The sequence below is a fragment of the Olivibacter sp. EAT-5 genome, assembly GCF_044784325.1.
Lineage (GTDB): Bacteria > Bacteroidota > Bacteroidia > Sphingobacteriales > Sphingobacteriaceae > Olivibacter > Olivibacter oleidegradans.
In genome coordinates this window covers 5435819-5452613 of the sequence record NZ_CP173028.1, presented here as the reverse complement: position 1 = coordinate 5452613, position 16795 = coordinate 5435819, and the positions used below count along the sequence as shown (strand labels likewise).

Annotated in this window: 8 protein-coding genes; 6 read left to right on the top strand and 2 right to left on the bottom strand. The window is 43.2% G+C overall.

What is annotated here, in order from left to right; translation table 11 throughout:
* Nucleotides 1-11 precede the first annotated feature (11 nt).
* The 4 genes from ACH11B_RS22820 (at nt 12) to ACH11B_RS22805 (ending at nt 8720) form a co-directional block, all read left to right on the top strand.
* Nucleotides 12-1787: a RagB/SusD family nutrient uptake outer membrane protein gene (locus ACH11B_RS22820; protein WP_377610488.1), complete on the top strand. Its 1776-nt coding sequence runs from the start codon at nt 12-14 to the stop codon at nt 1785-1787.
* A gap of 120 nt (nt 1788-1907) precedes the next feature.
* Nucleotides 1908-3581 carry a DUF4091 domain-containing protein gene (locus ACH11B_RS22815; protein ID WP_377610486.1) on the top strand — a complete coding sequence of 558 codons (1674 nt, stop codon included), beginning with the start codon at nt 1908-1910 and terminating at the stop codon, nt 3579-3581.
* A 420-nt stretch (nt 3582-4001) separates the two neighbouring features.
* On the top strand, nt 4002-7037 hold the full coding sequence (locus ACH11B_RS22810) for a SusC/RagA family TonB-linked outer membrane protein (protein WP_377610484.1): 3036 nt from the start codon (nt 4002-4004) through the stop codon (nt 7035-7037).
* Nucleotides 7038-7061: 24 nt separating this feature from the next.
* Complete coding sequence (locus tag ACH11B_RS22805; protein ID WP_377610482.1) at nt 7062-8720, top strand: RagB/SusD family nutrient uptake outer membrane protein; 1659 nt, start codon at nt 7062-7064, stop codon at nt 8718-8720.
* 106 nt (nt 8721-8826) lie between these two features.
* Here the strand turns inward: ACH11B_RS22805 and ACH11B_RS22800 are convergent, their stop codons facing one another.
* Both ACH11B_RS22800 and ACH11B_RS22795 read right to left on the bottom strand, forming a co-directional pair.
* The gene (locus tag ACH11B_RS22800) at nt 8827-11166 is read right to left on the bottom strand and encodes a GH92 family glycosyl hydrolase (RefSeq protein WP_377610480.1); all 2340 of its coding nucleotides are present in this window, start codon (nt 11164-11166) and stop codon (nt 8827-8829) included.
* Between the two features lie 285 nt (nt 11167-11451).
* Nucleotides 11452-12183, bottom strand: coding sequence for a GntR family transcriptional regulator (locus tag ACH11B_RS22795; protein WP_130855384.1), 732 nt, complete (start codon nt 12181-12183; stop codon nt 11452-11454).
* A 110-nt stretch (nt 12184-12293) separates the two neighbouring features.
* Here ACH11B_RS22795 and ACH11B_RS22790 point away from each other — a divergent pair, with 110 nt between their 5' ends.
* On the top strand, nt 12294-13649 hold the full coding sequence (locus ACH11B_RS22790; protein ID WP_041387662.1) for a sugar porter family MFS transporter: 1356 nt from the start codon (nt 12294-12296) through the stop codon (nt 13647-13649).
* A 43-nt stretch (nt 13650-13692) separates the two neighbouring features.
* Nucleotides 13693-16764, top strand: coding sequence for a SusC/RagA family TonB-linked outer membrane protein (locus ACH11B_RS22785; protein ID WP_377610478.1), 3072 nt, complete (start codon nt 13693-13695; stop codon nt 16762-16764).
* The last annotated feature ends 31 nt before the right edge of the window (nt 16765-16795 follow it).

Genomic DNA, 16795 nt, shown 5'->3' with positions numbered 1-16795 from the left:
ATTCAAACGATATGAAATTACTACAAACAATAGCTTTGCTTATGCTTTGCTGCTTTTTCTCCAGCAGCTGCCAGAAGGATTTGTTAGAGCAAACTCCTGAAACCAATATCAGCGACGCAGATTATTGGAAAACGGCTAACGACTTGAAGCTTTACGCCAATAATTTTTATAATACGATGTTACCCAATTATAATGGTTGGGGATCGATCGGTATTTATGGCTTGGATGCGAATGGCAGCGATAATATGATCGCTACCAGCTATAATTCAGCCTTAAATGGCGAAAGAGTTGTTCCTGGAACTGACGGCGGCTACGGTGCTTATGGCGACTGGGCGGCGCTTCGGAATGTGAATTATTTTTTGGCTAATTATAACAAAGTAAACGAGTCCTTCGATGTAATCAAAGCATATGTGGGAGAGGCACTCTTTTTCAGGGCATATTTCTACTTTGATAAATTGAAGAGTTTTGGGAATCTACCTTGGATCAATGTTCCGCTAAACACTTCGTCGGAAGAAGTTTATAATGAACGTTTGCCTAGAAATATTGTAGTCGACTCCCTGATGAATGATTTGGACAAAGCCATCGCATATTTGCCTACAAAAGGTTCGGCGGAAGCTTCGCGTATCAACAAGGAAATTGCCATGCTCTTTCAAGCCAGAATAGCACTTTTTGAGGGCACTTGGGAAAAATACCATGCCGGTACACCTTTTGGCGTTTCGGGATCGGATGGAAGCAAATTCTTAGAAAAGGCTGCTTCCGTGAGCTCCGCACTGTTGGACAATAGTGGAGGGTACGGTCTAGCGTCGTTTTCGACCGATGATGATTATTGGCGTCTCTTTAACCAGGTAACTTATAGCTCCAACAATGAGGTTATGCTCTGGCGCGCGTTTAATTTGAGCCTAAACTTAGGGCATCGCTGGCACCGCTATACCCCCAGTGGTGGAGGGAGAGGTGTAACCAAAGATTTAGTAGATGCCTATTTGTGCATAGATGGAAAGCCTATCGGGTCAAGTGATCTCTACCAAGGTGATGCAACCTTGCACGATGTCGTTGCCAATAGAGACCCCCGTTTAAAACAAACAATCTATGTGCCGGATGGCAGCCATATCATCACAGATAACCGCCCAGGTGGACAACCCGTTGTTATCTTCGAATACCCCACGTTTGATGTTGCTAACGAAAACAAATCGTTAACCGGTTATCAAGTGTACAAAGGCCATAATCCAGATTACAATCAACAACAGGATTTGGGTACTACCGGACAAATCATTTTTCGTTTTGCTGAGGCCGTTCTTATCTATGCTGAAGCTAAGGCCGAACTCGGGCAATTTACACAGGCAGATGCTGATCGAAGTATTAATTTGCTGAGACGGCGCGTTGGTATGGTCGATTTATCCGTTGCCAACATTGAACGCGATCCTAATTGGGAATTCGATGACATCAGTCCGTTGCTCAACGAGATTCGCCGGGAAAGACGTGTAGAACTTGCCTGCGAAGGGTATCGCTCGGATGATTTATTCAGGTGGGCCGCTATTGATGAGAAAATCAGTGGCTGGAAGCCCAAAGGAGCCAAAAGAGCACAATGGGAAGTAGCAGGGGTGCCTGAAAATATCGCTACGGCTGTAAAGAGCTTTCCTGTAGACGCGGATGGATATATCGAATATTATCAGCAAGTAGGTGCCTTAAATGCGGGGTATCAGTTTAAGCTTGATAGAGATTATTTATCACCCATTCCGCTTGATCAGATCAGTTTAAATCCAAAAATTAAGCAGAATCCCGGGTGGTAATTTTGATTGGTTGGTGGCAAGCTGTTCGAGAGAACGGCTTGCTTTTTTCTTTACATTCCATATTTATCAGGTAGTGTTAGGTCAAGCTACCATCAATTGTCAAATACTAAAACAAAAAACATGCAACTAAGAGAATTGATTAAAAATGGCTTAGCAAGCGTTTTGTTAAGTTTTGGAATCGTTGTTTCCATGAAAAGTGCTAATGCTCAGCTTTCTGCGTCTATGGTAGATCCTTTGGAGAAAATATTTCCCGAGACGGTCCTCCCTTATGATAGCTTCCATGAGATTGATGTAGCTAAAGGCGAAGTGGCGAGTGCTCAGTTAGTCCTTCGCAGTGGCGAAAACTTGGATCAAGTGGAGCTATCTGTGGACGCACCTGGTTTACCGAATGAAGGAATATCCTGCGGTGCGATTGGCTTTGTACGAGCGGGGCGCCAATACACCGATCCGGCGGTGGACAGACTCGTTTCGAATACAGGTTTTTATCCCGATCCCATATTGGATGATAAACCATTGAATCTTCAGGCAGGATTAGCCCAGGCTTTTTATATAAGCATACCGATTTCTGCGGAAACGAAAGCAGGGACATATCCGGTCAAAGTGGACATTAGAACAAAGGATATGCAAATACGAAAAGAGTTTGCTATTCATGTGCACAATGTTCGTTTGGCGAAACAAGAGTTATGGGTAACCAACTGGTATAGTTTAGCGCACGAACGCTTGGCTCTATTGAATAAAGGGGAACAAGTAAAATCCTTTGGCCTGGTATACTGGCGTTTAATAGAAACTTTGGCAAATAAAATGGCTGCCTATGGACAAAATACAGCGCTTATTTCACCGCTGGATTTAGCTATTTACAAAATGGAAGGGGAACATTTAAGCATTGATTTTTCAAGATTTGACCAAACGGTAGATATTTTTCGCAAAGCGGGTGTCTTAGGGAGAATTGAGGGTGGCCATATTGGTCAACGGGCGGGCAATTGGAGTAGTCCCTTTATTGTAAGGGTTCCTGAGCCTCTGGCCGATTCTACTCGCTTCAGGCAGTTGCCAATCGAAGACCCAAGAGCGAAGAACTTCTATGCCCGGTTCTTTAAAGCACTTATCGCCCACTTAGAAGAAAAGGGATGGTTAAGCGATTATTATCAACACATTGCCGACGAACCTACCGGTGACAACAAGGAATCCTATATTGCCATAGCAAGCTATGTTAAATCCATCGCACCGCAAATCAAAATTATGGAGGCCTGTCATAGCAAAGATCTAGCAGAAACAATTGATTTATGGGTTCCTCAACTTGATTTTTTAAATAAAGATTTCACGTTCTATCAAGACCGTAAAAAGGTAGGCGATGAAGTGTGGTTCTATACCTGTCTGTCCCCTAGAGGCAATTATGCCAATCGGTTTATCGATCTTCCACTTATAAAAACCCGATTGATCCACTGGATAAATTATAAATATCAGATTGATGGTTATCTACATTGGGGTTTTAATTACTGGAACCAAGATCCTTATGAGGAAACAACCGGCATCAATAGCGAAGGGGGGAATATTTTGCCAACCGGAGATTCCTGGATCGTTTATCCGGGTTATCAAAAATTGTATAGTTCAATACGTTTAGAAGCCATGCGAGATGGTATTAACGATTACACACTCTTGCAAATGCTGACAAAGAAGAACCCTGATTTAGCGAAGAAGATCATTGATAATATGGTGTTTAGATTTGATTGGTATGATACGAGTATCAAAAATTTTAGAGCGAGCAGGAAGGCCATGTTAAAAGCCTTATCAGAATAAATTATGGCAATATAATAAGGGCTTGGCTACTTTCTATACTGCCAAGCTTTTATTTAAAGAAAAAAACTTACGAATTATCGCGAATCTCGTTTACCTAAATCCTAAACAAAGACCTAGTGGAATAGTAGGCATCTCGTTCAGAATGCGATAGAATTGAAAGTAATAAGGTTCATTTGCTTTTTCCTAACTGCTTTAGTTAATTATTCTGTGTCCTTCAACACCTAAGTCGACTTCCAAGCTACAGTGGATTTTAGAATGCGAGCAAAGACGATTTATATGACATCTTTGTTATGTTAAAATGATACAATAAAATGCCAATTTTATATAGGTTAAATATTTGTTTAACACCTAACTTGGCCGCATTAAAGCTAACCGCAAGCAGGCAGTAAATGGCTTGCTTCTCTTATAGATTAATAATTTATGATAAATTATCTTAGGATAGGAGCTACGTCCTCCTTTTTATTTTTATCCAGAAGTATGCCGGTCTGTTTGATACTGCTGCTGCTCATTTTTCAAGCAAGTGCGTTCGAGGTTAAAGGGAATCTTTTGCTGCAGCAGGCAAAGTTTACAGGTACGGTAAAAGATGCAAAAGGCACACCGATTGTTGGTGCAAGTGTGTCCGTTAAAGGTACAAAAGTTGGAACATCTACCGATACAGATGGTCGATTTGCTATCAGCCTGCCAGCTGGAGGTCACCTCATTCTGGTTATTAATCACCTGGGACATGTAACAAGAGAAATACCACTTAGCGCCGGTCAGTCTAGTATCCAAGTCACCTTGCAAGATAGTGAGAAAGCGTTGGACGAGGTGGTTGTAATAGGTTATGGCGAAGTTAAAAAGCGTGATTTAACCGGATCGGTTGTTTCCGTAAAGGGAGAAGACTTGACCAAGGTGCCTGTAACGAGCCCCGCGGAAGCCTTGCAAGGCCGCGTACCTGGGGCGGACATTACGCGCAACAACGGCTATGCCGGCCAACGGGCATCGATTCAGTTGCGTGGTAACCGATCGATCGCAAACCCTGAAAGTTCTAACAATGTACTTTACATTGTTGATGGTATACAAGGTGTCGCAGCACAGGATGTTGATCCTAATGACATCCAGTCAATAGAAGTACTAAAAGATGCATCTTCAACGGCGATTTATGGGTCGAGGGGGGCAAATGGCGTAATCTTGATTACGACAAAGAGAGGAGCCAACGAAAAACCGAGACTAAATTACAATGCCTATGCCGGTGTCTCGAAAGTAGCGGGTTACGGTGAGTTTATGACCGGGCAGGAATATGTTGATTTCCGGCGTGAAGCTTACCGTGCTGTTGGAACGTGGAATTCGCCCGCGGATGACAATAAGATTTTGAATCCACTTCAATTGCAAGCTTTTCAAAACGGACAATTCACCAATTGGAGTGACCTTTTACTGCACAATGGTTTCCAACAAAATCATCAACTCAGTGTGAGTGGTGGAGGGAAAAATACCAAAGTGTATTTTTCCGGTGCTTATTTTCAGGAAAAGGGTTTGCTAAAAATGGACGAATATAGACGTTATTCCGGGAGATTGAATATCGATCAAACGATTAACAGCTGGATGAACGTCGGCTTGCAATCGCAATTTGCTTACATTGACAATGATATCCGTCGTGATCCGCTTAACCAGGCGTCCAAAATAGCACCGTTGGGACTTCCTTACGATGAAAATGGTGAATTCAACTTGTTCCCCTTACAGGGAACGTTAATCAATCCTTTAGCAGATGAACAGCCTGACGCCTATAAACGGAACACCAAATCCAATCGAGCTACTGTTTCCGGTTACATTGAGTTGAAGCCGATTAAAGATTTGTCGATTAAGTCAACCTTTGGTGCGATCTTTTCCACCTCGGAAGCAGGTAATTTCTACTCAAAAAATACCATCGATGGAAAAGGTTCCCGTTCGCAAGCCTCCATTACCAATAACCAAGATCGAAACATTAGCTGGGAAAACGTTATTACCTACAATAAGCGATTCGCAGACCACTCTTTGCAATTAACAGGCGTAACAAGTTACCTTTCGTGGACTAATACCAATAGTTATGCAGGTGGTAATAACCAATTATTTCCTTCCCAATACTATTATAATATAGGTGGAGCAAACCAAAATCCTTTCTATGGAAGTGGTTATGTGGAAAGCAAACTATTATCATTTAGCGGTCGGATTAACTATAGTTATAAAGGAAAATATCTGTTAACGCTAACCGGGCGAAATGATGGATCATCCAAATTAGCAGCCGGTCACAAATGGGCTTTCTTTCCGTCGGCCGCTGCAGCATGGCGTATCGTGGATGAAGATTTTATGAAAAATCAGCAGGTATTCAGCGATTTGAAGCTTCGAGTTAGTTATGGTGTGTCAGGTAATGATGTAATCAGTCCTTATGCTACGCAGAATTCCGTGGTAGTGCAGAACTTTTCTTTTAACGATGCCAATGCTGCCAATGCCTATGTCATTAATGGACTTATCGGTAACAATACCTTAAAATGGGAACTAACAAAAACGATGAATATCGGGGTAGATTTTGGTCTTTTTAACAATATAGTGACAGGTAGTGTTGACTACTACCACGCGAAAACCGACGATTTGATCTTCCCTTACACCTTACCGCTTTCTACCGGCGTCACCACCGTGAATAGGAATATAGGAAAAACGCAAAATAAAGGGATTGAATTAAGTCTCACTTCCCATAACATCCAAAAGAACTCATTCTCCTGGAATACTAACTTAACCTTTGCACGTAATAATGAAAAAATTGTTGCTTTACCGAACGGCAATGTGATTGCAGATGACTATCGCGAATCGCTGATCGTAGGTCAACCGGCTCAGATTTATTATGACTATAAAAAAATAGGCATTTGGCAATTAGGAGAAGAAGAACAGGCCGCCCAATATGGTGCCGAACCGGGTGATATCAAAATCGCGGACCTGAATAACGATGGGAAAATCGATGCCTTTGATCGTACGATTATAGGCCAGCGCGTACCAAAATGGACAGCCGGCTTAAGTAATGATTTACGATTTAAGGGATTTGATTTGAATATTCTGTTGGTAGCACGGGTTGGCCAATGGATCAGTTCCGATTACTATGCCAAGTATAAAAGAAATGGCTTAGAAAACGGCGCACGCATCGACTACTGGACGCCGGAAAATCCAACGAATGAGTATCCAAGGCCGAATGCCAATAAAAACTCCAATTACGTAACTACGCTTACCGAGCGACAAGCATCTTACGTAAAAATCAGAAATATCACATTGGGTTATAATTTTCCCTCAGCCCTTATAAGCAAATGGAAGTTACAAAGCCTTCGGATATATGCTTCGGGTAAAAATTTGCACACTTTCAGTAGCTTGAAGGATTTTGACCCTGAAGGCGAGGGTGTTATAGATCAACCCTTAAATCGTCTGTTCGTTTTCGGTCTTAATGTTGGATTTTAATGAGCGCATTGCGCAACAAAAATTATGAAGAATTATCTTGAAATTGCAATCGGAAAACCTAAAGGCCTATGTGCGCTTTTTCTTTCCTTCTTATTGGGATCTTGCTCTCTGGATGAATATAATCCGGGCGGAGCTACCGTCGAAAGTTTATTCAATACACCGGAAGGGATTGAAGCAGCGGCCAATGGCACCTATACTTACAACCAAAAAATATATGGAAAAGAACAAGGTTATGCCTTGCTCGAAATGGGGACGGATATTTGGACAGGAGGGGCTAATAGTGGCAATTCCGGAACAAATGGTGTTTATCCTCAGCCTCCTTTAATGAACTATCAAGGCTTGATTTCCGACAATGTATGGGTGAAGTCCAACCTTTGGCAACCTTGTTATGCCGGTATCAATTTAGCCAATACCGCATTGAAATATCTTCCGGAAGCGGGGGTGGAAGCTGCTAAGGCTCCGGTCTTAGAAGCAGAGTTGCGTTTTATGCGCGCTTGGTATTATTGGCATTTAGTAGAATCATTTGGCGACATTCCCTTCACGTTGGAACCGACTGAAAGTATTGTTACGGTCGCCAATCGCACGCCGGTCGATCAGGTCTATGAGCAGATTTTTATAGATCTACAATTCGCGGTGGAGCATGCACCGCTAAGCAATACCGATTATGGGAAAATTACCAAGCCTATTGCTGAAGCGTTTATTGCGCGTGTTTATTTGACTAGAGGTCGTTATCAAGAAGCCTTAGATCATGCCCAACATGTGATTAACGACTATGGCTTTAGTCTGATGCCGAATTATGCTGACCTTTGGAAAATGGATAATGAGAAAAATCAGGAAGTTATCTGGGGGTTGAACTATTCAACCAATTTGGAGTTCAATGAAGGAAGTAATGTGGGACATTCGATGTATTTGATGGAATATGATACACAGCCGGGAATGCTACGAGATGTCAACAATGGTTATCCAAATGTGCGCTATATGCCCACCAAATTTTTGTTGAATTTATTTGATGAGCGTATAGATGCCCGTTACGAGGCGTCCTTTAAAACTACTTGGTTTTGCAATGAAACGGATGCCGGAAAGAGACCGCAAGGTATGAACCTCGGTGATACGGCTATTTTTTGCAGTAAATATGTGATTTCATCAGATGCTCGTGCAGGCAAAGCTTATAAAATTTATGATATCAACGATGTTTATCGGGAGAACGGTATACCGGCAGATCGCTTTCATTATATTTCCTTGAAAAAGTTTGAAGATCCTACCAGGGCGTCTGCGAACGAAACAGAAAGTGCCAGAGACGTTTTCATCATTAGACTGGCAGAAATGTATATGATTGCTGCCGAGGCCGAATTACAGTTGGGTAATCAGGCGGAGGCAGCGAACTATATTAATATTGTCAGACAACGTGCAGCGTTGAATAAACAAAATCCCGAAGACATGACGGTAAGCGCTTCATCGGTGACGCTCGACTTTATTTTAGATGAGCGGGCTAGGGAGTTTGCAGGTGAACAACTGCGTTGGTTTGATTTAAAACGAACCAATAAATTGGTCGAGCGGGTACAAGCCCACAATCCCGATGCGGCGCCCCATATTAAAGAGTTTCATAAAATACGGCCGATTCCACAAAGTGAGCTGGATGCAGTCACTAATAAAGATCAATTCAAGCAAAATCCCGGCTACTAAAGGAGCTTAGGCCTTATACGAATAGAAAATAGGTTCATATAGAAACAGCTCTCCAACGGAGAGCTGTTTCTATCTAAATATAACGACAATGCATCGTTGTTAAATTTCACGATCGAGGTACCATATTCAATTCTAACGTGCCACCCTTAATAAGTGCTTCAAAAGGAAGTTGAAGGGCCTCTAAGACCTTTCCATTCAGCTTAGCAGACTTCGTATAGCAGGGTCCATTTTTACTTCGTTTAGTCTTTATCGTAAATTTCCTTGATCGTTCAGCAAGTGGCAGATTGATGACTACCTCATCAAATAAGGGCGTACCGATCTGTAAAGAGGGGTTGGGAGCTGTTAATCCGGCGACATCGAATAATCCCATACCGGCCAAAACATACCAAGCACCCAACTGCCCTTGATCTTCGTCTTGGCCATAACCATAACCATGTATACCGTCAGTACCATAAAATTCATCACAAATAGCATGCACCCACTTTTGCGTTAGGTCGGGCCGACCGGAAGCGTGAAAAAGCCAAGCGACATGAAGGTTAGGTTGGTTTCCATGGTTGTACAGACCTTGTATACCCGCAAAAGCATCGATTTCTTTACCGCCGCCAAAGACATTTTTTTGCGATTCACGGAAAATACTGTCTAAACGATCATTAAAGGTTTTTTCACCGATAAGATCTACCAGCCCTTTAGGGTTGTGAGGTACGTAAAAGGTGTACTGCCAGGCATTTCCCTCCTGAAAGCCCCGCCACGGAGCAAATGGGTCAAAATCCTGTAAGAAATTGCCCTCCTCATCCTTCGGTCTGATAAATTTTGTGCTTGGATCATACAGCGTTTCCCAGGCATTAGCCAAATGCGAGAACCTTTTGAAATCCGCCTTTTTACCTAAAGATTTAGCGAATTGAGCTGCAGCAAAACTTGAAAAAGCATACTCAAGCGTATGAGAAGCACCAAAAGGTGAACCATGTAGATTCAATTCAGGCTTCCCGGTGTCATCCGCGATATAAGGAGAGAAGCCCTTTTCTACAAAGACGCCGACATCCAGCTTTCCGGCACCTGGGATCCGCTTTTCACTTTCCAACTCATTTTTCCGCACGGCCTCATAAGCAAGCGCTACATCGTAGTTCCGCAAACCAACGTTATAGGCAGCGGCAATAGCCAATCCGGTGAAATTAGTCCCTACACCTGAAACAAACTTGCTGGTGGCAATCCCGTCGCCCAGCCAACCGGCATCTTTATATACGAGCAACTGACTTTGAATCCAATCTTCGTAGTACTCGGGATAGGCAATTGACCATAACTGTGTCAGATTCCAAAAAGCCCCCCATATCGCGTCGGTGTTATAATGTGCATGTATCGGCTTTCCTACCTCATCTAGCGGAATCCGGCCAACACTGCCGTCATTTTTAGGATAAGCCCCATTAACATCGCTTGCTAACCCCCTGCCCAAAAGCGCATGATACAGGCCGGTATAGAATTTTATCTTATCCGCCTCTTTGCCTCCATTTACATGAATTCTGCCAAGGTACTGATTCCAACGTTGATATGCACGTTGTTTGGCATCCTCAAACGAAAGATTGGAAGCCTCAGCGATTAAATTCTCCCGGGCATTTTCCACGGAGGTGTAGGAAAGTCCTACTTTAATGTTGACTTGCTCGCCTTCCCGTGTGCCAAAGCGTAGGTAGGCACCCACGCCTTTACCCTGTGCTTTCTGCTGTCCTTGATAGCATAGGCTGTCGGTGAAAGTGCCGAAGGAAGTGGGCCTTTTATCCAGTTCAGCGTAGAAATAGAGGGTTACATTCGCGTTCGGCTGATACTTCTGCACGTAAGCCGGCTTCGTAACCACGTAACCTTTAACCACTTGACCTTCATAATGAACAGAGGCATCCACTACGGGCCCGCTTTCACCCATTTGATGACCAATATCGAAAATTATGTTCGCCGAATCTGTTGCGGGAAAGGTATAACGATGAAAACCAACCCGCTCGGTTGCCGTTAATTCTGCCGTAACTTTATAATCTTTTAAATAGACACGATAGTATCCCGCCGTAGCATATTCGTCTTTTTTGTCGAAACGCGATCGATAGCCGCTTTCAACCTCTTCTAATTTACCGGGGCGCGTTTGTAAGGTGCCTACTGTAGGTGCAAAAACAACACCGCCGATTTGAAACTCGTGAAAATTAGGAAAGCCCTCGATCGATTGATGCCGCTCGTCGTAACCAACTGCTTCCCAGCCCGATGGATTGCCATAACTTCCATTGGTGCTAGGGGCTAACTTGGCCATACCAAAAGGTACCGCGGCAGGTGTATAAAAGAAATAACGGCTGTGAGCAGTACCAATATTGGGATTAACGTATCGGGTAAGATCTTCTACCTCTTGGGCCTTTAAAATTGTAATCCAATTAAGGGAGATAATGAATAGATAGCATAGATTTTTTATATTCTTCATAATTAAGCTTAAATAGATCTAAGCGATTTTTTACGATCAACTTATTATTGTATAAATTATGTATGTGTGTACATACTATGCAAATATAGTAATATCTTCTTATGTATCAAGTGGCATGCAAATGAAGGGAGGCCTCAGCTTACTCTTTGTTTCCTTTAAAATCTAGCTTGTATGAACAAACTTTTTTAAATCGAAGTCTTCATTAGTAAATCATGAGTGAGCGATGTACCTATGACAGAAGAATACTGTTTTTTAATTTAAAATAAAGGAAGACAGGGTTTTATATCAATCACGTCGACTTTCTACCGTGAAGGTAAAACTATCGGCGCGGTAATAACCTAAATTGTATTCGATTGGGCGGCCCGCTCGGTCGAATACAAATCGTTTTCGGAATAAGATAGGATCGCCCTGATTAATCTCTAATTTGTCCGCAACAAATTTATTGGCCGCTTTTGCATTGATTTCTTCTTGCGATAGGTCAGCTACGATATGATAATCCTGCTCAAGTATTTCGTAGAGGGGACGTTTAAAGTCCTCATCACCCGTGAGTCCTACGCGCGGATGGAAATAAGAAATAAAGTAGACAAAAGGATCATCTTTTTTTCCCCGTAAACGCTCCAGTTTCAATACTTTTCGATCTTCTTTTAATTCAAAGAAATCGGCAACATGCGGTTCGGGTAATACCCAGCTCACATGCAATTCAAAGTTCTTGACTTCAATGCCTCGGTTCTTCATCTCTTGGGAGAAGCTCAGCCAGTTTTTCGATTTTGAGCTGAATTTGGTAGAAGCCACTTTCGTACCGACACCCTTCTTGCGGATCAATAACTCTTCGTAGACTAGCTTATTAATGGCCAAACGTAAAGTTGTACGTGAAATGGCCAATCGTTTGGCCAATTCTACCTCGTTGGGCAGCAATTTGCCCTGCTGGTATTCCGGCGATTTAATCAGTTCTCGCAAGAGCATTTCGGCCTGTATATGCAAAGGAACCGCACTTTTATGATCTATCTGAAGTTTCATTTTCTCCATTTGGTAGGCTAAAATAAGATTATTTGCAGAATTAAAAAAATAGACATATGTTTGTATGTGTGTACATATTAGATATATGTACTCTCAAACCAAAAAGAATTATGAGGATATACCTGCTTTTTATTATTGTAGTTGTTTCACTTGGAGGCTTCCTGTTTGGTTTCGATATGGCCGTGGTTTCGGGCATTATCCCGCTGATTAAGACAGATTTTGCACTCAGCGCTTCTCAGGAGGGATTGTTTGTGTCATCTGCGCTAATCGGTTGTATTGTAGGTGTCGCCTTTGCCGGTAAATTGAGCGACCGTTACGGTAGGAAGTCGCTTTTGATCGCGGCGGCAGCACTTTTTTTTCTGTCGGCAATAGGGTGTAGTTTGAGCCCTGATTTCTTTACCTTGTTAGTAGCGCGGTGCTTGAGCGGTGTTGGCGTGGGAGTTGCTTCCATTGTGGTACCACTGTATATCGCTGAGGTATCACCTGCTTCTTTGCGCGGTCGTATGGTCACTTGCTATCAGTTGGCGGTTACCATTGGCATTTTAATAGCTTATCTCAGTAATGCGGCAGTGCTCCAGTACAATTGGCAGTGGACTGATGGCTCGCACTGGCGCATGATGTTTCTTATGGGTGCTATACCGGCCCTGCTGTTCTGGTTTGGACTTTATCGTATTCCTGAAAGTCCGAGATGGTTGATGCAAAAGGGGAGGGACGACCGGGCGGCGGAGGTGATGCGACGTCTACAGTTAACTGAAGTGATCAGTACTGCATCATCGCCCGAGCGGATGATTAAGGTGTCTCTTTGGAAGCCTGTGTACCGTCAGGCCCTTCTGCTCGGCTTGTTATTACCCCTATTTTCACAATTGAGCGGTATTAATGCCATCATCTATTTCGGCCCGACGATCTTAGTGCAATCCGGACTTTCCTTAAGCGGATCCTTGCAAACGCAAATCTATTTTGGTTTAGCTAATGTCATTTTTACAGGAATCGCTATTTGGAAAGTAGATAGCTGGGGGAGACGTCCACTTTATCTCGTCGGTTCTGCCGGTGCTACAATTTGCTTGCTATTAACAGCTTGGTTCTTAAATGTTAACATGGAAAACTATGGATGGTTGCTGGCACTTCCCATTCTTGGCTTTCTACTCTTTTTTGCGTTTTCCATCGGGCCACTCAAGTTCGTCGTAGCCTCCGAAATATTTCCAAGTGCTATCCGTGCAAAGGCGATGGCCTTAAGCGTGTTGGTGATGTGGATCGCAGACGCCATCGTTGGTCAATTAACACCCATTATGCTCGACAGTTGGGGAGCTGCTTGGACCTTCCGCTTTTTTGCGGTCTGCTGTGCAATCGCCTTTTTCGCGGTGTACTATCTTTTACCGGAAACCAAAGGAAAAACGTTGGAAACCATCGAAACCTATTGGCAGGAGAAATTCAATCAAAACAGACGCGGGGAAAATAACAATAAATAATAACGTCTACTTATAAACTAACCTTTATTAAAACTTAAATGAGATGAAAGAAACAAAAATGTACAAACGCTGGAAGTTTTACTTCCTGGGATTATTAATCCTGTTAGCAACTCAATCGAATGCCATTGCAAAGCAAGGCATTCCAATTTCCGGGCGCGTGTTCGAGGGTACGGGGACCGATATGGCTTTGGCCGGTGCCAGTGTCAGTGAAAAAGGAACGGCAAATGGTACCATTACCGATGCTCAAGGACGATTTCAACTAACGGTAGCAAACGAACGAGCTGTGCTGGTATTCAGTTACATCGGTATGCAACCGCAAGAAATTACGGTGGGTAAGCAACGTACCTTTAACATGAATCTTCAATCGGATGATGAAGCCTTAGAGGAGGTCGTCGTTACGGGTTACGGCACCCAGCGTAAATCTGACCTCACGGGGTCTGTTGCTGTTGTCTCCTCAAAAGAATTACTAAATGTTCCTGCCAACAATATGCTACAAGGCTTAAAAGGTAAAGTATCAGGTGTAAATGTATTTCTAAACTCAGGTTCGCCGACGGGCAGTCCTCGGGTACTGATCAGAGGCTTAGGTACGATTAATTCTTCGTCGAACCCACTTTATGTGGTAGACGGCGTGGTAATGGAGAACATTCAATTCCTTAATCCAAATGACATTGAGCGCATGGAAGTCTTGAAAGATGCTTCATCAACTGCGATCTATGGTGCCCGGGGTGCTAATGGGGTCATTCTTGTGACCACCAAGCGTGGTGCACCAACCGAAGGTCTTGTCATTGGTTACGATGGCTTTGTAAGTATGGGGGTATTGCCTAAAAAATTGGAGGTGCTGAATTCGGCGGAATTTTTGGAGGTAATTGAGCGAGGTTTTCAAAATTATAGCAAATATAATCCGAGCGGTACACCACCTATCTTTACTAAATCAGATCCACGTCTCTTCGATGCACAGGGAAATCCCCTGTATGATACCGATTGGCAAGAAGAGGCTACGCGAACCGCCGTATCGCATAACCATCAATTATCGGTACTGGGAAAATCAGAAAAATCTTCCTTCGGTGCTTTTATGAATTACAATAAAACGGAGGGCATTATGCTCAATAACTGGTTAGAACGTGTTAACGGTAAACTTGCTTATGATGCCAATCCAAAGAAATGGTTGTCGTTGGGAACCAATATACTCGTGAATTATAACCGCGGGAATGAATTTGAAGAGGAGGGAGGCCACCAAATGCCCAGAAGGTCGATGTTGGAAATGCCTCCGATTTTTCCGGTGAAATTTCCTGACGGTACTTGGGCGCACAGTGGAATGATCAGTGATGCGTATTCGCTTGAAGCCATCCCTAATCCGGTACATGTGCTAACAACCCAAGATCGTTTTCGGAAGCGGACACAGATATTCGGAAACACCTACGCAACCTTTCACATCCTGCCTGGACTTGACTTACGCACACAATTTGGTTTCGATAAGCAAGATAACCTCATCCAGAATTACGATCCGACAGATTTAATCAACATTTCTGCACCGCTTGGTTATGCCTATATTGAGAATCAACATTCGTTCTACTGGCAGGAAGAAACCTATTTAAATTACAATAAAGAGCTTGGCGATCATCGTATCAACGGTGTCCTGGGACTGAGTTGGCAAGAACGAACTGCCGAAACCGATGCGATCTCAGCAAGAGGCTTTTCTGATAATTTCTTCCGTTTCAATAGCATCCAGGCCGCCAGTCAGCCCGGCGCACCAACCTCATCCTATGATCGTTGGTCAATGAATTCCTATTTTTTGCGCGGAAGCTACAGCTATAAAAGTAAATACCTGCTGACCTTTACAGGACGGGTCGACGGTTCCTCACGCTTCGGTGCCAACAATAAATACGGTATTTTCCCATCCGTGGGTTTGGGTTGGGTGTTATCTCAAGAACGTTTTTTAGCGGATTTGGAGGCTATCGATGAACTAAAATTGCGTTCGAGTTATGGTATAACAGGCAATACAGAGATTCCAACTTACCAATCCTTAGGTACCATATCTTCAGAAACAACATTGATCAATGGGACACGCGTTTCCCAGAGTTATATCAACCGTTTGCCGAATCCGAATTTGGAATGGGAGAAAACAAAACAGTTTGATATTGGGATGGATTTATCGCTATTTAATCGTCGCTTAAGTTTCGGTTTCGATTATTACCATAAGCTCACAACCGATCTATTGCTGGATCGCCCCGTTCCAACTTCTACCGGCTTTGCTGCCGTTCGGGATAATATTGGCTCTGTATCGAATAGAGGTGTTGAAGTGTTGATCAGCGGTAGCCCGGTGAAATCCACTGATTTCAGTTGGGAAACAACGCTTAACTTCAATTATAATAAAAATAAGATCGAAGCCTTAGGAGCGAATGATGAAGATATCTTCCCCGGGCCAAACTGGGTGTCGGGCAGCCAAACCATTCTCCGGGTTGGTGAAAGTCTGAGCTCTTTTTGGGGTTACCGACGACTGGGAACTTGGGGTACGGATGAAGCTGCTGAAGCCGCTAAAGTGGGCGCCATTCCCGGTGAAGCGAAGCGCAGCAGCGAGCGTACCATTATTGGTAAAGGATTACCTGATTGGACCGGTAGTTTTATCAACAACTTCCGCTATAAAAACTTTGATTTAAATGTTGATTTACAATTTGTAATGGGCGTAGATATCCTCCAACAGTTCTTCCACTCGATGGAAGATCGTACCGGTTATTCCAATGGCTTTAGATGGACATTGACGGAAAGCTGGACAGAGGAGAATCAAAATACCATGATTCAACAAATTCGTAACGGCCCATATTCCGGACAGAATAGTGAAGTTGACGATCATTGGGTGGCCAATGGCTCTTACCTTCGGGTTAACGCCATCAGTTTGGGTTACAATTTTGGCAACACACAATTGAGCAAAATTGGCCTGAAGAACTGGCGGATTTATGCAAGCGTCCAAAATGCCTTCTTAATCAAATCCGACAGCTTTAAAGGTTACGATCCGGAAGCTACTTCCTGGGGAACGAATCAATGGGGACAGAATATATACTTTCACCAGTATCCGCGCCCTCGAACGTTCACTTTAGGCACTAGTTTTCAATTTTAAGTAAGGCGATATGAATCCATTGAAAATCTTA